Origin of the sequence: Runella sp., from assembly GCF_027484545.1 — a bacterium.
Lineage (GTDB): Bacteria > Bacteroidota > Bacteroidia > Cytophagales > Spirosomataceae > Runella.
Window position 1 is genome coordinate 1 of the sequence record NZ_JAIXST010000251.1, and the last position, 20,624, is coordinate 20,624.

14 protein-coding genes are annotated in these 20,624 nt (G+C 40.4%); 3 read left to right on the forward strand and 11 right to left on the reverse strand.

The window, feature by feature from the left end; all coding sequences use genetic code 11:
* Positions 1 to 71: 71 nt before the first annotated feature.
* From Q0081_RS22870 to Q0081_RS22890, 5 genes are all read right to left on the reverse strand, one after another.
* On the reverse strand, positions 72 to 1,001 hold the full coding sequence (locus Q0081_RS22870) for a PP2C family serine/threonine-protein phosphatase (protein ID WP_298359120.1): 930 nt from the start codon (positions 999 to 1,001) through the stop codon (positions 72 to 74).
* Positions 1,002 to 1,100: 99 nt separating this feature from the next.
* Complete coding sequence (locus tag Q0081_RS22875) at positions 1,101 to 2,039, reverse strand: FHA domain-containing protein (protein ID WP_298359123.1); 939 nt, start codon at positions 2,037 to 2,039, stop codon at positions 1,101 to 1,103.
* 526 nt (positions 2,040 to 2,565) lie between these two features.
* Complete coding sequence (locus tag Q0081_RS22880) at positions 2,566 to 3,891, reverse strand: hypothetical protein (protein WP_298359126.1); 1,326 nt, start codon at positions 3,889 to 3,891, stop codon at positions 2,566 to 2,568.
* Between the two features lie 118 nt (positions 3,892 to 4,009).
* Positions 4,010 to 5,104: a DUF4249 domain-containing protein gene (locus Q0081_RS22885; protein ID WP_298359128.1), complete on the reverse strand. Its 1,095-nt coding sequence runs from the start codon at positions 5,102 to 5,104 to the stop codon at positions 4,010 to 4,012.
* A gap of 7 nt (positions 5,105 to 5,111) precedes the next feature.
* Positions 5,112 to 7,460, reverse strand: a complete 2,349-nt coding sequence (locus tag Q0081_RS22890) for a TonB-dependent receptor (RefSeq protein ID WP_298359131.1) — start codon at positions 7,458 to 7,460, stop codon at positions 5,112 to 5,114.
* 154 nt (positions 7,461 to 7,614) lie between these two features.
* Here Q0081_RS22890 and Q0081_RS22895 point away from each other — a divergent pair, with 154 nt between their 5' ends.
* Both Q0081_RS22895 and Q0081_RS22900 read left to right on the forward strand, forming a co-directional pair.
* Positions 7,615 to 8,205: a hypothetical protein gene (locus tag Q0081_RS22895; RefSeq protein ID WP_298359134.1), complete on the forward strand. Its 591-nt coding sequence runs from the start codon at positions 7,615 to 7,617 to the stop codon at positions 8,203 to 8,205.
* Between the two features lie 62 nt (positions 8,206 to 8,267).
* Positions 8,268 to 9,599 (forward strand): NAD(P)/FAD-dependent oxidoreductase, encoded by a 1,332-nt coding sequence (locus tag Q0081_RS22900; RefSeq protein WP_298359137.1) that lies wholly within the window; start codon positions 8,268 to 8,270, stop codon positions 9,597 to 9,599.
* 16 nt (positions 9,600 to 9,615) lie between these two features.
* Here Q0081_RS22900 and Q0081_RS22905 read toward each other — a convergent pair whose 3' ends face one another.
* The 4 genes from Q0081_RS22905 to Q0081_RS22920 all read right to left on the reverse strand — a co-directional run bounded on the left by Q0081_RS22905 (position 9,616) and on the right by Q0081_RS22920 (position 13,792).
* On the reverse strand, positions 9,616 to 9,966 hold the full coding sequence (locus Q0081_RS22905) for a type II toxin-antitoxin system RelE/ParE family toxin (RefSeq protein WP_298359140.1): 351 nt from the start codon (positions 9,964 to 9,966) through the stop codon (positions 9,616 to 9,618).
* Positions 9,938 to 10,159: a hypothetical protein gene (locus Q0081_RS22910; protein ID WP_298359143.1), complete on the reverse strand. Its 222-nt coding sequence runs from the start codon at positions 10,157 to 10,159 to the stop codon at positions 9,938 to 9,940. The genes Q0081_RS22905 and Q0081_RS22910 overlap by 29 nt, the downstream gene beginning before the upstream one ends.
* A 133-nt stretch (positions 10,160 to 10,292) precedes the next feature.
* Complete coding sequence (locus tag Q0081_RS22915) at positions 10,293 to 11,741, reverse strand: Gfo/Idh/MocA family protein (RefSeq protein WP_298359146.1); 1,449 nt, start codon at positions 11,739 to 11,741, stop codon at positions 10,293 to 10,295.
* Between the two features lie 170 nt (positions 11,742 to 11,911).
* Entirely contained in the window at positions 11,912 to 13,792 is a 1,881-nt protein-coding gene (locus Q0081_RS22920; protein ID WP_298359149.1) for a hypothetical protein, read from the reverse strand.
* Between the two features lie 572 nt (positions 13,793 to 14,364).
* Here Q0081_RS22920 and Q0081_RS22925 point away from each other — a divergent pair.
* Complete coding sequence (locus Q0081_RS22925) at positions 14,365 to 15,597, forward strand: phospholipase D-like domain-containing protein (RefSeq protein ID WP_298359152.1); 1,233 nt, start codon at positions 14,365 to 14,367, stop codon at positions 15,595 to 15,597.
* Here the strand turns inward: Q0081_RS22925 and Q0081_RS22930 are convergent.
* Both Q0081_RS22930 and Q0081_RS22935 read right to left on the reverse strand, forming a co-directional pair.
* Positions 15,541 to 18,000: an Eco57I restriction-modification methylase domain-containing protein gene (locus tag Q0081_RS22930; protein WP_298359155.1), complete on the reverse strand. Its 2,460-nt coding sequence runs from the start codon at positions 17,998 to 18,000 to the stop codon at positions 15,541 to 15,543. The genes Q0081_RS22925 and Q0081_RS22930 overlap by 57 nt on opposite strands.
* A complete protein-coding gene (locus Q0081_RS22935; protein WP_298359158.1) occupies positions 17,993 to 20,623 on the reverse strand; it encodes an Eco57I restriction-modification methylase domain-containing protein in 2,631 nt (876 codons plus the stop codon). The genes Q0081_RS22930 and Q0081_RS22935 overlap by 8 nt, the downstream gene beginning before the upstream one ends.
* Between the last annotated feature and the right edge of the window lies 1 nt (position 20,624).

Consider the following 20,624-nt stretch of genomic DNA (forward strand, 5'->3'; position numbering starts at 1 on the left):
TAGAGAATGAACTTAATAACAGGCCAAGAAAAAGACATGATTTTCAAACACCAAATCAAATTTTTAATCAATTAACTAACCATCAAGAAGTTGCATTTGTAACTTGAATCCTGCTTTACTTTTTTCGATTCTTCTGTATTTTGGGCAATAACGGTTTCTTGGACAGGTACATTCTGAATCTGCTCGGTCCTTACTTCCTGCGTTTTTTTGGAAAAATGTGATGGTTTTACCGCCGGTTCGGGTGCATTGTTTTGAGCCAAAACCACCGTGATATTATCTTTCCCACCTTGTCGGTTGGCCAAATCAATCAATTCTTCTACCTTTTTTTGCAGAGAAGTATTCTTCCGCAGAACAGCCGCCATTTGAGCCTGCGTCAACATATCCGACAGTCCATCACTGCAAAGCAAAAGTAAGTCATTGGGCAGAAAGTCTGTTTCCACTGAATCATAAAAATCGGTATCGTCAATTTGATGCATCACCGAGCCTACTTCGCGTAATATTTCATTGCGACGGGGATGATTCATGGCTTCTTCTTCCGTAAGCTCATTGGCATCTTCACGAATCCCCACAATAGAATGATCTTTGCTGAGTTTGTTCAATTCACCATTGCGTAAACAATACAACCGTGTATCGCCTACGTGAACAAAATAAAGTTTTTGCGTGTTGGCATCCGCTACTGCGGCAGTCAACACGCAGCACATTTGCGATAATTTCAAATCCTGTTTACTCGCTTCAAAGATTTGATTATTGGCGTGAACTACTGCTTCGCGGAGCATACTTTCTATATCTCCTTTGGGTTCGGCCATGTACTGTTCGATGTATTCTTTGGCAATTTTGGCAGCAATATCTCCCCCCATATAGCCTCCAACGCCATCAATTGCGGCCACCAACGCCATTCCTTTTGAAGGCCATTTGGGCGAATCCAGCAGTTGACAAATCAACGTATCCTGATTGTCTTTCCGACGTTGTCCCACATCCGTTTGACCGGCAATTGCAATCATTTCCATAAATTTAGCGGGGAAGATTTTTAAAATGACGGATGACCATATACAGCACAAACAGGAACAATAAAAATGAAATGAGTAGGTCTATCATATCCATTAAAGATTGCTTTCAAAAGACAGCGTTATGAGTCCATTCAACAGAATTTTAGCTCCATTCTGTAAGTCAAACCATTGTGGATTAGTGATTTCACTTTGCGGAATGATACGCTCGTTTACCCGAGTTTCATTTCGGCTAAAGGATGCTATTTGAAACTGTCGAGAACTTTCATTGTACCGAAGTCGGGCATGAGGATTGGAAATATAGTTGGAGGCAATCAATAAGTAATTGCTGTAATTCAGGTTTTCGGGTTCCTTACGGGCAATTACTATCTCTTTTACCAGCATTTGATAATTTTCCTTCGTTTCATTGTCTTCAGAAATGTACTCGATGGAAGCCAGCGCAGCGCCCTGTCTTTTGGGGGGTGCTTCACTTCCCATTTGAAGATCAGGATTGAATTTGACGGCAAAAGCGCCTGATTCTCTGAAATCAATATTTTTCAATGAAGCAAGATTAATGTCGAGTTTATCATAGACGTTGGTCTTTTTAGGCTTCATGGTCACTTTGGTTTTGGTCAAACTATCGCGAGAGGTGATTTCTTTCAGGCCCGTCAGCATCCCGATTACCATAACATCATTTAACTTGATAGACTCCCCATTGAACTCTACGCCGGGAGCGAATTTAAACTGCCAATTGGAAGAAATGGGCGTAATTTCTTCATAACTGTTTTTGAATTCCCCCAAACGTTTGTAGAAAGCTTTAACGGCTTCCTTCACAACTACGGGCAGAGAAGCCAGCCGTGCTTCGTACGTATCAGGGTGAAGAATAATCAAATAATGGGCATTGAACAGCAAACTTGAACCCACACTTTCTTTTTTTAGAGAATCTTCAAAGCAATCCAGCAATTCCTGTAAAAGAACAGTATTAGAGACTTCCTGAGGGGTAATGTCATCACGAGTGGGCAGAATATTCCTTTTGAGGCGATCGAGAAATCCCATTATTTGAAGAGTTAGACGTAGGAAAAGGCAGTTTAAGCATTAAACGTTAAAATATAAAAAGATTGTATGGATCGTAGAATTAGGGGGATTTTGAGTTAAAAACAATGCTTTTTAAGGTTTTTTTTTATTTTTTCAAGTAGAAAAAACATTCCTGTAATCATCTTTTCTACCAGTTCTCATTTTACAACCATACGGCTTACTAAAAAATATAAATGATACTACCTATTCGGTAAACGGAAGTTTTCCTTAGCCCAATACTCACTTTAACAGTTGTTTTTGTTTTTTAAAATAGTACCGGATTACGAAGGCACCATCGCACCTTGTTTGAAAGTTACCGGTACTGATATCTACTTCTATCAACGACCCATACGTATCAGAGTACCCTGTTGAAAAAGGTACTTGAAAACATAATCACACAACTAATTCCGTCAAAAAATTATGCGACTAAAAAGAAGAAATTGCTTAAATCCGTGTTTTTGGAAAAATTAATCTGTGCTTTTGAGAAAAATCAGTTGGCGTCCAACCTCTATTGGGGTTCATAAATCCAAACATCTTTGGCAGCGCTGAATTCAGCCGTGCCGATGGGCGTAGCAGTAGCACGATACCCCATCATCAATCCAATACGGCTGTTTCGGCCTACCGCCGCAACACTTGCGCTGCCCTCCCCCGGATAATCTGTCAGGTAGTTCCAAGCATCATTTTTGTCGTCATACAGCCATAAATCACGGTAACCTTCACCTGTTTTGGTGTTATAACCTAAGCCGTACACGCCTCCCTTGGTAAGCGTAATCACGGCTCCTTTTTCACGGTTGACAAAAGGCGTTTTTTTCCGTTCCTGCCAACGATTCGTAGTTGGGTCAAAAGCCCACATACTGTTGTCATCTTCTGATAGAATGTAGCCCTTATTATCTACGGCAAAGGAAAATAGCTTTTTGAGCGTTTTGCGGGGGAATTCTGCACCTTCTACCAACTCCCAGCCCGTAGGAGTAATGCGATTTTGGTATTTCCAAAGACGGTATTTATTGCCTACCTCCAACACATACAAATCAGGAAGATTGCTTCCAATGGCAAATTGTACCGTAGGCACGTCGTCGCCCGGGTAATCGTAAGCAGAGCCGTCGCGGTAGTCGTCAAAGAATTTTTGGTAGGTATAGGTCGGTATCGGTTCAGGAACATAGAAGTAGCCTCCGCCAAAAAAATAGGTTGTCTGGTCAGCATAAGGCACATAAATAGGCGTATAACGCGCCGGATAGCCCAAGCTGTTAGTGGAGGCTGCTCGCCATTGTTGGCCTTGAAAATCGCTTGAATAATAATTCCACTGCTGTCCGGAGCTCTCCGATACGAAATTAGTTCGGGTAAAAACGGTCAGTTGATACCCTCCAAAATTACCATAGATCCAACCATAGGACAATGGTTGACCTTCGTAAGGAACATCAATGAGGTGTTTCCAGTCGGGACTTAGTACTACACTGCGTTCATTACTGTACAAAACAACACCGTCTTTTTGGGTATACAGTCGAAAATAGTAGCGCTGTTTGGGCTGCAAACTTCCAATGGTAGCCGTTACAACTGCCGTATTGCTGCCACCGGTCCTGTCCAATGTTGCTTTCTGACCAGTAATCGTAGGCTGCGGTGATGTGCCGTATACTATTCCGGTCTCGCTTTCTTCCGAAACCACCCCTTGGATAGCTACATTGCTTTTTGCATAATCGGGTGTGACAGCCAATAGTTTCAGGGTGCTTGTCGGCATCACCTCTTCATTAATTTGAAGAGGTTCGCACGCAATCAGCCCCGCTATCACTATCAAATAAACTAAGCAGTTTACAGCTTTCAAGCGATAGTCTATAGTCATAATTAATGGTTTGATAATCAAGTTTTTATACACTTATCTAAAGATAATCAAAAAAAATTAATTCACTAAATCACTCATTCACCGCACGGGCGGCCCCATAAATCGCTCATTATAAACATTACCAACCGCTTGGTTTGAAAGTAGTGGTACCGGGAAAAACCAGCGTACATCCCCCGGTTGGAATAAAAACCTGACTTGATACTTCAATCCGTTGCATTTTGGCTTCATTGCCTTCAACTATTACCAGCCGCTTGCGCGATACTGCCGAAGCTCCAAAGTATCCCAAGGCCAATTTATTAGGATTACTTTTTAGGAATATATTTCCTTCAACGGGAGCAGGAAGCGGGTCAAAAATGCTTCCCGTACGCGTCAATTGGTCATTCATTCTTTTCCAGAATTGATACACTTCCCGACTCAGCGAAAACTGACTTGTTTCAATCAATTGAGGAGCATTGGCGTAAGCGGGGCTGTAAATCATCGATCTTTTTTGAATATTGTTTCCGTCAAAATCAACGTCCGTTTCTACATCAATATCGTCTCTTTTAAAAAACTGCCAGCATTGTTTGTTTTCCATGATTCCCGAAAGAGGATTCAAAACGCCCGTAGCCCGTCTCATTCGGTAGCCGTAGGTCTGCCAACGGTAATAGTTATGAATGCCTTTTGGGTCTTTGGTATCCAGAAAGATATTGTACCCGACGCGCTGTTCGCCACCGCCATTTTCTGTAAACTCACTGTATAATTGCTCAGCAGCAGGCACGGCTTCCATTTTTTCCGGCTTTGATTCATACACCTCCCCGTTGGGAAGTCCAATCGTAAGTGTATAGGTTCGACCGATTTGCCCCTTAAACGAAGCATCCGTAATTTGATACTTTCCGGGTTCTTCCAAAACCTGTTCAAAAGTGGCCTTCTTACCTTGGTCGTCGCTCAAAACTACCTTTGCTCCACTGACCGTCTGGCTTTCGTCAATGCGATTAGAAGCCTTATAAACCCCAGTATAAGTAAGCTTTACGATATACGGAGGCGCTTCGTCGGTAATCATTCCGTCTACGACCAATACCGGTTGCTCGACCCGAATCGGAAGGTCTATTTCTCGAATACAGGAAGTGACAAAGAAGGCAATAATAAAGTATTGAGTAGCCAGTAGAGAGTAGTAAGTAACAGATTTTTCTTTGCTCCCCTGGGTCTCTGCGTGATTATTTTTATTAAATCTCATAGCTGCGTTAAAAATTATAATTCCAGGAAAGGGCAGGGACAATGCTTCCAAAGACCGCCAATTGATAGGCCCGCGTAACCCGATTAAAGCGCGCAAAATAGACCGAATAAGGGTTTTCGCGTCCGTAGACATTATACAACGAAAACACCCATGAACTATACCGCATTTGTTCTTTATTTTGGCGGGTATTTTTGGTAATAGACCAGTCTAATCGGTGATAATCCGGGATACGGTCGAGATTTCGGCGCGAGTAGTTGATAAGCGGATAACCTCCTACGCTGTAATTACCGTCGGGATAAATAGCGGGACGGCCCGTATTGTAAGTAAAATTGGCTGACATGGACCAACCTCTCACCATGTTGAGCGTTGTAGCAATGTTCAGGGTATGGGGTTTATCGTAGTTGGCCGGAAACCAATTTCCCTGATTGATTTGCTCCAGTGGATAAGGACTTAGCGATTTCACAAAAGCCCGTGCGTAGGTATAGTTAATTTGTCCATTAAACTTTCCTTTGTTTTTCTTGGCACTCACTTCTATCCCATACGCTAATCCTCGGGCGCTGATCAATGCCGTTTCGAGTTGAGGATTTAACAATAAAACAGCTCCATTTTTTGCTTCCAGCAACGAACTGATGTCTTTGTAATATCCTTCCAACGAAAATTCGTAGGCATTGTCTTTTAGATTGAGGTAATACCCAGCTGCATATTGGTCAGCGACTTGGGGAGGCAGATAATTGTCGCTCAATTTCCAAAAATCCACGGGCGAAATGGCGGTAGTATTCGTAATCAGGTGCAAATATTGCCGCGTGCGGTTGTAGCTCAGTTTAATAGATTGCATTTTACTCAACCCAATACGAATCGAAAGTCGGGGTTCCCAACCGTGGTATTTTTGAATAGGCTCTCCGCTTCCAAACTGCTTTGTTTCCGTAACGGTTTCGGGAGCGCGCGGCGTACCTGCTTCGTATTGGTATACGGTACGCGGACCAACTATTTCAAAGGCAGCGTATCGAATACCTCCCTGAAGCGTTAGCCAAGGGACAGGATTCCATTCTTCACTTAAATAGGCGCTGTATTCATACCCCTGTTCACTCGGAATAGCACGCGGGTTGATATTACTGGCGTCGTCTACGCGAGTTCGAAAGCCCGGAGCCACATCATAGCGAATGGCACTACCTCCGGCTTCTACTTTGTGCGTGGGAGAAGGAGTAAAAATCAGATTGGCTTTCAGTTCTTTATGCGTAATTCCCGACTGAAACTTAAAGCGATAAAACTCCTTAATGCCTTCCATTTTAAAATGATAATCGCTGTAAACCGCCGAAGCATTGACCGAAAACTTTGAGTTTATCTGTGCGTTCCACTGTAACGAGGCCGCTTTTGCATTCCAACTGTAGACGGTATCATCCGGAAATTTAAAATCATCGTGATTCAGGTAAGTTGAAAGGGTCAGTTGCTGATTGGAGCTGATCTGATAGCGAAGTTTAGCATTGAGGTCGTAGAAAAATGCCTGACTGTTTTTAATTCGGTCCGGAAAACGCTTTATCATCCAGTTAGGATACGCTATTCGCCCACCCAACATAAAGGTCAGTTTTTTACCCAAAGGTCCATCGGCCACGAGTCGAGCACTGATATTTCCCGCACCTACCTGATAACGAATACGATCAGGATTTCCGTTTTTAAGGTTAATGTTCATCAACGACGACAAACGTCCGCCGTATTGAGCGGGGATTCCTGCTTTGTAGAGCGTTACATCCTGCACGACGTCCGTATTTACATTGGTAAAAAACCCGAGTAAGTGTGACGTACTGAAAAGCGGCATTTCATCCAACAGCACTAAATTTTGGTCAGTACGTCCTCCACGAACGTTAAATCCGGCAGCTCCCTCTCCCACGGTCGAAACGCCCGGTTGAAGCAATAATGCCTTGATGATGTCGGCTTCGCCAAATACTACCGGAATCCGACGCAGCATTTTAGAGTCCAATTTCAAGGTACTCATTTCAATACTGGATACATTGGCGTCTTCCTTACGCGTACGAACGGTTACTTCGTCCAATTGCTTGAATTCTTCTACCAACTCAAAATCGTATTTTGTGTCTTTTGTAGGCTCAAAAAAGCGCATTTTGGAATAATATCCCACGGCCGTAGCCCGAAGATTGAAACCGGTAGAAGGCACACTCAAGACATAAGTACCAGTGCTGTCGGTCGTGGTACCCACATTGGTATTGAGCATCTGTATAGCAGCTCCCACAATGGGTTGCCGCGTAGTTTTATGAATAACCTGTCCAGTGAAACGAAGTTGACCAAAAGAAGGAATCGAGACTAAAAAAAAAACAATAAAACAATACGATAAAAAATGTTTCATGCTGTGGAGATAGCTGGTATTAAAGAAAGCTCTTTCTTGTCAAAAGTAAAGATTTTATAAAATCTTTGCCATTTATTTTGGGATTAAAAAAAACCAACAATTGGCACAGAAGCGTAAATACCCTAACTTCGCATTAGTAACACCATCATAAACAATGATTCAATCTTATACGAAGCCCCTTTATTCTTTGGTTTTTTTGGTATTGGCAACGGTTTTTCTGTTCTCCTGCGGTAAAAGCGGCGAACAAGCGGCTGAGCAGCAACAACCTCCGGCAACAATTGGTACTGAGCCTGTCGTAAGTACCAATCAGTCTGAGTTATTGAAACTTATCATTACTCCCCAAGGCGGAGATTTTCGGAGTTTCAAATTGGGCGACCCGCTAAGCAAAATCAAAGCTGAGGAGAAATTTGAGCTTTTTGAAGACAGTACATCTCATGTTGGATTTACGTACGAAACCGAAAATTTCGAAGCCATCGACATACTCTACTATTTAGATAAAAATCAGGCACTTAGCAGTATTCGGGTAGACGTATATCTTAACGATGCCAATGCCGTTCGCGATCTTTCGGAGCAGTTTGACACGTATCTGTCAGGGAAGTTTACACCCGAAAAAAGAGAAGCGAAATCGTCCGACTGGCGAGGAAAAGGAGGACTTTCCATTGTTTTAAAAGATGTCAGTAAAGGCAAAGACTTTGGCTTGCGGCTAAGTATGGGCCCCAAAGGAAGCAAAGCACTATCTATGTAAGACTCAATTCTCATTTCTGACCGCACGGCCAGCCCCGTTCATACTTCATACTTCTAATATATATGCACGTAGTCATTGTAGGTAACGGAATTGCGGGCATTACTGCGGCAAGGCACATTCGTAAGCAAAGCGATTGCCGCATTACGGTTATTTCGAAAGAAACGGATTTTTTCTTTTCCCGCACCGCACTGATGTACGTATACATGGGGCATCTCAAATTTGAGCATACGCAGCCCTACGAAAATTGGTTTTGGCAAAAAAATCGTATCGAATTGGTAAGAGGCACGGTTGAGGACATTGATTTTGACACAAAAACGGTACAACTTTCGGCAGATAGTATGACGGTAATTTACAAACCGTCGTTGCTGGAACGCCTTACCAAAGTAGCTTCCAAATCAACATCCAAACCCTCAACTATTCAAACCCTCAACTACGACAAACTGATTTTGGCGACGGGCTCTGTACCTCGCGTTGGCGATTGGCCCGGCACCGAGTTGACCGGCGTACAAGGCTTGTACAGCTATCAAGATTTGGAATTGTTGGAAACAAATTCTCCCAATTTAAAACACGCTGTGATTGCCGGCGGAGGACTTATTGGAGTTGAATTGGCAGAAATGCTCCATTCACGCGGAATTAAAGTAACAATGCTTGTTCGCGAAAAAAGTTATTGGGCAAACACACTCCCCGCCGAAGAGTCTGCGTTGGTGACGCAACAGATTCAGAAACACGGGATTGATTTACGTTTTGAGACAGAATTGAAAGAAATCCTCGGCACAACGCGCGTGGAAACAGTGACGACAAGCAACGATGAAAAAATTGATTGTCAGTTAGTTGGATTGACTATTGGCGTAGCACCCAACATTACGTTTCTCACTCCTTCCTCCTGTCTCCTCAAAACTAATAAAGGAATTTTAGTAAACGAATACCTCGAAACCAACGTTCCTGATGTCTATGCCATTGGAGATTGTGTGGAACACCGACAACCCAAAGAAGGTCGTAAATCCATTGAGCAAATTTGGTACACGGGGCGCATCATGGGCGAAACAGTAGCGCAAACCATTTGCGAAAAACGTACCGCTTACCAACCCGGGGTATTTTTTAATTCTGCCAAATTCTTCGACCTTGAGTACCAAACTTACGGCGACGTACCTGCCCAACTTCCTGAAGGAATTAAAACCTTTTATTGGCAACATCCTACAAAAGACATTGCTTTGCGCATCAACTACCGCGCTGATAATGAAGCCGTAACGGGTTTCAATGCATTAGGCATCCGACTAAGACACGCTGTATGCGATGAGTGGATTAGTAAACAACGCCCGTTTGACTACGTATTGAAGCATCTCCAAGAAGCCAACTTTGATCCTGAGTTTTTTGAAGTGCCTGTGATTGGGTAAAGCTAAGACTCTATTTCTATACCTCGACAATACTTTTCAGTCGTTCTGAAAGCTCTTTTTCGGAGATGACTTCCATTTCTGATTTATCATAAATGGCTACTAAGAAGATTTTTTCTTTTATGATTTTTACGCAGGTAATGACTCTTGCCCCGCCACTTTTACCTTGTCCTTTACTCGCAATCGGCATTCTTATTTTATAGAGATTCTTACCAAGCGGTGTACCTTGTTGCGGGTTTTCAATAAGGTTTTCCAATAAGTTTTGGTAGTCTGATTTGAGAGAAGCATACTTTTTTGAAAGCTTTTTCAGCTCTTTCTCAAATTCAGGAAGGGCATCTATTTTAAAGTTCATCCAATAAATCAAAGGCATTTTTAAGTTCTACTTCTCCCCTGATTGCTTGGTTGAGTTTTTCCACTCTTCCTTCAAGCGAATCAAGAAACTCCTGCTTGCGGCGTTTTTTTACATCTTTCTCCCGCAATTCGTTCTTTATTTTCATCCGATTCAAGACCGATTGCACAAAAAGTAATTCTTCTTCATTTCTTGGCTTGACGATCAGTTCCATAAAATTCGTTTTTTTATCAAAAATAAAGATTATTCCGCAATTTTCAACCCTTCTTGAATTGTATAGTAAGCATAAAGCAAAGGCATAAAAAAGCCTGCGGTTTCACTACCGCAGGCGTAAAAAGAAAAAAAGATTATAGATTCAAACTCCAACCTTCGCGGTAGTCGCGTTTAACAAACTGATTGGCAGGTTCGTAATTTGTGATTTTCATGTTCGACGCATCATAAAACAACTTCTTACGACCGTTATATTTGTCAACGTTTCTTTTTGCGGTTGGATTGTCACGGAGCATCCAACTGCGTAACGCCAAGTTACCAATCAAAATACTTTCGGTAAACGGTGCTGCATATTCAAACGGTGAACTCGTAACACCTTTGCCATACCCGTCAATACAGGCATTGACCCACTGCAGGTAGTGGTTTTCGTCGGGAACGCGGGCGATGGTTTCGGGAATATTGATTGATTCATTAGCTTTCAAGGGTAACAATCGAGGTTTGGCACCGTAGCAATCCGCCATCAATTTTCCTTTGGAACCAATAAACAATACGCCACCGTCGGAGTTGCCGAAGCTTTCACCAGGCAATAATTCTTCGGGCAATTCGGGCAAAATACCGCCGTCATACCAACTTACTTTGATGTTGCCTTTGCCATCCTTACGAGGATAATCCAAATGTATTGATGATGAAAACGGCGTCCAATCTGGATTGTCGTCCTGCGGGCGAAGCGTAAAGGTCCACGTTCCGGCCACGCTGCATTCGACTGAAGTGGGGTAATCAATCGGTAAAATACGGTACACCGGATCCATAATGTGACACGCCATATCGCCGAGAGCACCCGTACCAAACGGCCACCAACCGCGCCAGTTCCAAGGCAAATACGCCTCATTGTAAGGTACTTTCTTGGCTGGACCTAACCACAGGTCATAATCCAATTCTTTCGGAACCTCAAATGTTTTATCCGTTGGTAACGCCTGCGGCCACACGGGACGATTGGTCCACGCCAATACTTTATGAACGTCGCCAATGATACCCGAATCATAAATTTCTTTCATTCGGCGCACACCGTTACCCGACCCGCCTTGGTTTCCCATTTGGGTAATTACCTTGTATTTTTTGGCAGCCTGTCCCAAAATACGCGCTTCGTAAATATCGTGTGTCAGGGGTTTTTGGGTATAGACGTGTTTGCCGAGCTGCATCGCGGCCAAGGTCGCTACGGCGTGGGTATTGTCAGGCGTTGAAATCGAGCATGCGTCAATGTTTTTATTTTCTTTGGCCAACATTTCCCGAAAATCCTTGTAGTAGGTAGCTTTCGGAAACTTGGTGCGAGACTCCACCGCCTGCCGGTCATCCACATCGCAAAGGGATACGATATTGACATTTGGACTTGCCGAAAACGAAGCTAAATCGCTTCTTCCTTTTCCGCCTGCGCCGATACCTGCAATGTTGAGCTTATCGCTGGGTGCGACGAAGCCTTTGCCCAGTACGTGGCGTGGTACAATAAAAAACGACGTTGCCGCCACCGAAGAGGCTTTTATAAAGTCTCGGCGGCTATTAGAATTGGGGGTAATTTCTTTTTCTTCCATGATATACTATAAGGGTTTGAACGTTTCGGAGGTTTCTTGAACTTATTCTACTGATTTATAAGCCAATTGTACCTTCATTCTCCTGAATTTTTTCTCACAGAAAAGCACAGATTAATTTCACAGAGTGGCACAGATTTTCTAAAACTCACCTAATCGAAAAGTTAAAAGGATTATAGTTTTTTCACTGCTACATCATCCACATAAAACACTGCCGTTGGCACCTGTTCATCAGCCCCCGCGAGCGGTGGATGCGGGTCTTCATTCGGGGTTTTGCGGTTGGGCAAATTACGGTAAGGTCCCGTACGCAGCGATAAACGTTCGATTGATTTAATGGCTTCGGCCAAAGCCGCTTTTTCCAGTACTTTTTTACCGTTAACGCTCAAATCAAAACTACCCGCTAACGTCGCATTGACTGTGAATACCAGTTCATACCACTGCGCAGGTTGATAGGGTTGCACGATTTTCTCAGTGCCACCAGCAGTTACAACGATGTTTCCTTTTTCGTCAAAACGAAGGCGAACGGGGCGATTTCCGTAGCGGTCAGTGAGGTCAATTTCAAGAGAACCCGTTTGATTCTGAGCGGCTTGCACTTTGAGTGAACATTCTATCTTGGTGCCTTCTTCAAAAACTCGAATCACTCTGGCGTAATCGTATGGGTCTTTGTCTGATAACTCAATGCACTTTCCCGTTGATTTGGGACTGTTAACTATGGCAACAGGTGCCCATTGCGGTGCATAGACGTTCCAATCTGGAATACTGCCATTGAGCGACAGTCCGTCAAAATTATCATTTACGTCACCTTTGACTTCATAGCGAATGGGAGTGGGTACACGACTAATCCAAATATCTTCTTTATTCATACTGTACGACAACCATAAGTCATTGCCGGGCGGATTGCCGTTTCCTTCTTCGATACCGCGCACATAACAGGGTCCGAAATCTTTCCAACGTCCGAAAAACCGACGTGGAGGTACTTCACCCTGCACGAGTAACATGTTGTCAAAGATTGCCCCATCGTCACTCGTGATGACCGTGAGCGGAAAACGGTGTTCGTCCATTTCGATGGGATTGTACGCAATCGCGTAGCGCCCGTCGTCAGTACGCTGTCCCCATTGCTTCCCGCCGGCCATGGTCAACGTTGGAACTTTGACAGGGGTGGAGAAAGTTGTTCCTTCGTCGTCCGACAATGCCGCTTTTGAGCGTTTCCACAATGCCACTACTTTGCCATCTTTGCGGTGATAGTACGATAGTGCCTGAATATCAAGCGATTTATCCAAATTGTTTTTGTAAAAACCATCCAATCCAAGGTCTTCTTCCCGCCATTGCAGCGTCATGAGTTTATCACTCAACAGTGCATTACAGGCTTCTACAAAGCTTTTATCGGTTGATTTTTGGTAAAACGGATAACTCGTATTTTTTTCATTCCATTTCATTCCGTCAACGGTGGTATGGCTGCTGTAACGAATAAAATAAATGGGGCCGTAGGTACCGTCTTTGTACGCCTCGCGCACCACCCGACCGATGCCGCCTTCCTTAAACGGCTCTTCGGTGTGGCCGTAAAAGGCTAATACCAACAGTCGTCCGTTGGGCGCAGTATAAAAACCCATGCGTTGGTGCATCATGTAACCGTCAGAACCTTTGGGGATTTTCACGCCCTTGGGCGCGACGTAAGGCGGAAAAACGACCGTCGGTTTGCTCCAAACCCGCCCGTCTTTGGAGGTCACGATCAGCGTTTGCCCGGGCGCTATGTGCTCATCGACAGGATTGCTCAGGTATTGCTGATAAAAGGTATCGTTCCAATAACAGAGATTAGAGGCATGATTGTACGTCCAACCAAATCCATCCGCCAACTCAGGATGCGTACGATTGACACGCAGCGTTTGACGACTTTCCGTACCTATCGCATACCGCAACCCCCCTTCGTGTACCTGCGGGTCCACACTTTCACCACCTATGTAGCGTACGGGTTCATGGATACTGCCCGTTTGAGCGATTCCTATTTCACTTCCCAACAGTAATGCAATTCCGTACCAATATGCTTTGTTTATCATCTTTTCTAAGGCTATTTTTCTAAAATGAATACTGTGCCAAGGCATTTTTGGGCTATCCTGCCTCTTTTTCTGTAAACTGCCGCTTGATAACTATTTATAATATTACTTGCTGAAGGTCCTAAAAACTGGTAGCTTTCAGGAGAAATTGGGAAGGGCGTAAATTTTCAGCGCCTTTTGTGTGTAAGTAGATGGGTTTTTATATATGAATACTGACAATATACAAAGTAAGACAAAACTTTCGCAGAGTGGCGCTAACCCTATTGACAACCGTGCTGATAACAAACTGACGGACTTTGGATGAAATGTTTTACAACAACAACCGACTCTGCAACTAACGAACAGGTAAACACTTCAAAATAAATTAAAACACTGCCAACGCACAGAAAAATTGAATTTCAATGCCGACCCACAAAACACACTTTCATTTATTTGCCACCACAGGAAGCCACCCCAAAAAAATGAAAGAGTGTTTTCTTCATCACTTTAAGAAATTCAGAAGACAGAATCATATCTTTGACTACTTTTAGAAACTGAAAAGGAAAACAAAATAAAATCAAGCATATAGCAGAAATATGGAGCTTAAATTTATAGGACAAGGTTTAGACCCAACAAGTGATTCCACAGCAGGAAATTTAATTATTGATTCATTGATTAATGAACAATTTAATTCTTTCAATGCATTTGTTGCATTCGTTAGCATTGGCGGTATTAACAATATTATTGACCAACTAACAGCTTTTAAAGATAGAGGTGGAGCAATTCGTTTGTATGTAGGAGTTGACTTGAACGGAACTTCCAAAGAGGCTTTGGAGAAACTTATTGAACTTGAAATTGAAACCTACATTGTATTCTCACCAAATAATATAATTTACCATCCAAAAATTTACGCTTTTGAAGGGGATACTTTTTCAAGAGCAGTTGTAGGTTCTTCCAACTTGACCGAAAGAGGACTTTTCCAAAGTATTGAATCTTCCGTATGCGTCAATTTCAACAATGAAGAAGATGAAATGGGGATTGAATTTTTGGCTGATATTTATGAGCACTACAATAAGATAATAAATAATGACCACCCAAGTTGTCAAAGACTTACTTCTGAAGTTTTGGAAATTCTTGTCAACAGCAAAATCGTTTTGCCTGAAATAGTTAATAGGGCTAAGTTCAATAAAATTAACCGAGAGTTTGGCGAAAAAGATTCTGCTGCTTATGATGCGTTATTAAAAAGTTTCGGAAAACTAAAACCGAAAAGACCGCCTAGAGGATTTAAGAAAGTTGTTTCCAAAGAGGAAATACTTGTAGAGGAAAACAAAGAACTAAATGTTGTAAACGAAACTATTGAATTACCCGAGGGCTCAATGTGGATTGAAACAGGGAGAATGACAGGCGGTTCAAAAAATCAACTTGATATGTCTAAGAAGGGAAAGCATAACGGAGAACTTCTTCAAGGCAGTGTAGTCTATTTCGGCATAGACCCTGATGATGTTGATGCTTCAAAGAATATTGATATTCACTTAGGAGGAAAGGTTTATAAAGTAAATCCTGTTTTTTACACCCCAGGAAACAGCAATTGGAGAATGCAATTGAAAGGAGTAACAGATGATGATGAGAAACTAACCGCAATTTCAAGAATGCAATTAGGACAAGATGGAGGATTTGTAAACAAAATACTTTTGTTTACAAGGATTGACGACACAAACTACAAACTTGAAATACTTGATACTGACGACAGAGATAAACTAATTGAAAACTCTTCAACTTGGGGAAAGATGGGGAACGAGACTACTGGCAGGGCTTATGGTTTCATTTAGTTGTATCGCCTCTAACTCGCTTTTAAACCAACGCAAATCCTCTTTTGAATATTGCTTGCGGAATTCAGCAAGCACCAATTCAACTTCAGAATCCGTCAATTTATAAAGGGCCATAAAAAGCAAATCAATCTTTCTGACAGTTTCAAGTTTGCTTTCGCTTCTAATTTCATTTTGCAATTCCAAATTCTCAAAGAGAGAATTCAAACGAACATCATGTCTCAAAAGAGAAAACACAAGCAACGAAATATGATGTTTAATGGTGGCTTCGCCACCATTAAAATTTATTTTGCTTGTGGTTTGCTCAATGTTAGGAACAGGCATTTGATTTATAACCGATTGAGTTAAATCAATCCCACTTAGTTTTTTCTTCAAAATAAAATCAAATACCACCGAATTAAAAAGCCCTGTTAAATAAAGTAAGTCATTTTGGCTTGTAGTTAAGAACTGGACCGATTGCGATGCAGGGATAAAAGGTAACACGGTTGCAATGCAGGTTCGTGTGTTAGTTGCAGAAGTTAAACTTCTCCAAGCCAACATGAATTTCTCATTGTGGTTTTTGGAAAGCTGTTGCCACTTTTCAGCATTGATAAAAAATCTTGATTCAGGAAAGTAATTTGCAATCTCTTTTTTTGCTTCTTCAATATTGACAGAAGAAGATTTGTTGCCGTATCTCAATTCATCCGCTACGCCATTGAATCCTGAAAACTTTCCATCAAACTGGTTGAAAAATTTCCCCTCAAAAATCGGAACATTGTCTTCTGCTTGTTTCTTTGTGATAAACTCTGCATGACTTGTTAGGTGAACGATTCTGCCGAATCTCACGTTCTCATAAACATTTTTGAAAAATGGAAAGTTATACGAAACTCTTAAAAGAAAATCCGCTTCCCTTTTGTTTGAGAAGTTTGGAAGCATTCCAGTAAATGGATTTAGCAACTTCAAACTGTCATAGGACAACTCAATTTCTGACTTGGCTTTTTCAATTTCCGAAACTTCGCTGAGGTTCATTGAAACATGAAATCTTTCACCCTTGGAATTGCCTAACAGCAAAAAACAAAACCGTTCTCTGCTATCAATATTGAAAATCTTTTTACGATTGATAAAATCATAAATCGCAACAACTAAATTTTTCTTTGTCAGATATTTGAAAAGATTTTGATTCACTTGACTTGTAACGATTGCACTTTTCAAAACCAAACCTATAACACCTCTTTTGGTTTTCAACTTTACGGCAGCATCAGTAAACAAAGCATAAGTATTCAATTCACCATTGTTTGACAAAGCGAAAAAAGAATTCTTCTTTAAATCTGTTTTAGCTTTTTCAATTTCAAGTTTGAACTCTTTTGAATATTCAGCCAATGCACCATTGCTCAATTCTGTTTCTGTAATCTCACTTATTCGGGTTGACTTAAAATGTTTTTCTGCAACCGTATTTGAATAAAGAGCATAAAACTTTTTTTCCTCAAACCTTATTTTCTCCCAAGGTGGATTGCCCAAAATGACATCATAATATTTCAGTTTGTCTTTACTCAAACTAAGTTGTTCATGGTAAATGAATCCGGTTGAAAATACTTCTAACTTTTTTGATTCATTAATTGAAAAATCAGACTGCAATAAAAAATTTGAATGAATGAATTTTTCATTGAGTGATTTGAAGAGTGCCGGTTGCTTAATTTTCAAAAGCAAATTTAGCTTTGCTACTTCCAAAGCCAAGCAATCTACATCAAAGGCAGAAATATTTAAAGCAATTGCTTTCAGCAATTCCAATTTACATTCTTCTTCAATGTTCCATTTTGCAAACAGAATTTCAAAGTAGTCTATAATTGCAATAATAAAATTACCACCACCACAAGAGAAGTCAGCAAAACTTATAGCGGCCATTTCTTTTAGAAATTCTTTGCCAACTCTTCCAAAATTCAATTCAAAAAAAGCATCAATAGTTTTTCCAGTAACGGACTTTGCTAAGTTTGCAGGCGTGTAGTAGCTACCTAACTTATTCCTATAATTCTTTGCCGTTGAAATTTTCGTTCCATTACTTTCATTTCCAGTTTCAATACCCAACAAAGTTTCGTAAAGTGTAGGAACATCAATTGATTCAACACCTATCAAATTGCAAAGGTTGTCATCAACCAATTTTATCAGTGCTTCATTTGCATTGTCAATGATTGCTGAAAATAAATTTTCAGCAGCGAATGAATTTTTCAGCCAGTGATTAGTTGCAGAAATAATATTGCAGTTTTCTCTTTTTGTATTGTTCTTCAAAAAAATAATTGAAGCGGTAAAAACCGCTTTCACTTTGAACCTTTCCTTATTGAGTTCAACAGGGTTGATGTTTTGCTGCTTTACAAAACACTTTGAAAGATGTTCTTTCAGAATGTAGCTGTATATCTCTAACGCCTTATCCATTGTGAATTTGTCCAACTGTTAAAAATTCTTTGGTATAAGAAACCAATGGCTTGTTGAAGAAACTACTCTTATGGTGAACTTGAATAATTGAAATAATTTGTTCTGTCAAATCCCTTTGCTCATTCAGGAAAATATATTTTGACTTTATTGATTCAATCAACTTTGGCAAATCAAAAACCTGAAACTTGTAAATTGAAATTTGCTTCACACCCAACTCATTCAGGATAATTTTGTGCAACAAGTCATTAAAATATTTGGCTTTAGTGCTTTTGAATTGCGATACGTTCTTTTTTATAAAATCAAATAGCGGTTTAGGGTTTACATCGAGCTTGTATGACAAATCTTCAAACACACTTTCGCTACCAACAGAATAACCATTGATTGCCCTGCTTGTTGACAAGCAATTCAAATCAATACTTCCAGAGAGAAGCAAATCCAATTGTTCAGAATTTATCTTCAAAGTTTTTTTCTTATTGAAGAATGGAGATTCACCAACAACGCTTTTTACTTCCTGCAATTCTTTTGAATTGAAATTGTATTGCTTTCTGATTTCACGTTCAATTATTGATTCTAAGAAAAGCCGTTGATAATCGCTTTCTATATCTTCAATGACTAATTTTTCAAGGAACAAATCAAGGTTTTTTATTTCAGAATAATTTAAGTGTTGAAACTCAAAGTTTGGTAATTTCTTTTGCAGGTATTTTTCTTTCAATTCCAAACATTGTTTGCTTTTTTCTGCAATGAATTTAGAATCCAAAATATTTTGTGCAACAGGAATTTTAGAAATGTATCCTGCACTGATTGTGAATTTTGGATTGATAAGTTTTAAAAGGAAAGTCGCAACCTTTGAATTCAGAAAAGCAAGGTGAGCATATTTATTGCCTTTCAAAACTTGAATGCCTGGACCTGATGCAATGAAAACTTGATTCTCTTTAAGAACTCTCACATTCAAACCTAATGTTCCAGTGTCACTATAAACAAGTTGTGTGGTAGGAATTTTATCAATGTTTCTTAGCGCACTTCCCTTATTTGCTTTAATAATTTCTGCATTTTGCCCCCAATGAACTTTGTAATAATTCAAGCCAGCCCATTTACTGAAACCACCGCCTTTGCTAACCAATTTCCAGTCGGCACTTCCGTTTACTTCCCAAGCAAATTTTACAAATTCAGTATTGTTTCCTGTTGAAGTTCCCTGCATTGGGTTAGCAAACTCAGAGTAAAGTTGAAGCCCTTGAATGTTTTCAAAACGGTGTTCTAATTGATAGTTGAATTCAAGGTTACTGTTTTTCAAAAACTGATTTTGGTTTAACTCAAAAGTCAGTTCAGTAGAAATATTTTTGTTTGATACCAAACTTTTTTTCTCTACAATATTTTTGAATTTCAAATTATAAAACCTTGTAGTTTTTATTTCAGAGTTTCCTATAACACACAAAGCAACATTTGTTTTCTCTCCGTTAATATCTTCAAAAGCATTGCTTCCTAAATCAATGCACTCTTTCAAAGTTTGCTTTGCTAAAAATAGTTGCCTGAAATCTTTGAGTGAGGACAGATACATCCAGTTGTTTTGTGACACCACACCCAACACATCTTTCTCATTCATCAACTGAATAATTCGCTGAATAAAAGAAACGCACAAATCTCCCTTGCTTTCGGGATAGTTCGCAAGCAAATATTTTTTCAGCGAAGTGTCCATATCCCGTTTACCCATGAATGGAGGATTTGTAACAAACACTTTTATTTTTTTCTCATTATTGAGCTTTTGTAATTGGGTTTTGAAAGTTGTTCCACTAATTGAGTTGGACGTAACTTGAGGATTCAAGAAACCCAATATGTCGTTTGCAGTTCCGCCAAAAATTTTAATTGGTGTTGATTTACTTGGTACAGCATAATCGCAAGCTTTCACAAACAAAGACAGCGAAGCAATTTTAGAAAGGTTTGCATCCAAATCATAACCGACAATTGAACTATTCAAAATAGTATTAACAATCTTTTGGTTCGACCAATTTGGGTTAAACTCTTTGTAATGTTCGTAAAGGCATTCAAAAGAATAGGTCAAGAAGTTACCACCGCCAGAAGCAGAATCAATGACAACAATTTTTGGAATATCGGTAATATCAAAGCCTGACAAAGATTCATTTACTAAATATTTCACCATGTATTTATCAGTAAAAAACTGAGTGGTGAAAAGCAAATCAGAATCTTCAATTTTCGCACTGTCTTTTCCAATTTTCTTGAAAGCAGCCTTCTCCAAATCTTTTTTTAAAAATTGGTAAGACCAAGAGATAATATCATCAACATCATCATCGATTTTTTCAAAAGCAACTTTCAACTTTTCAAAAACTGAAAAAAGTAGTTCGGCTTCGAGTTGAGATTCTGTTGCAAGAAATATTTTAATCAGGTCGGGAAACCTCTGTTTGACAAGTTGAATTTCTATTTTGAATTCAGAATGATAATCAGCAAAAGTAATTTTTGCATTGGAAGTTTTACTTTGCTTCTTTTTCAATGTAAAAGTTGCAATCAGGACAGAAAAGAAAATGCTCAAATCCTGCATAGGGATTTTCTTTTCTATCAAATTTAAACTTCCAATGAAGTATGCAATAAGGCTTTTGATTTTCTGTTTCACA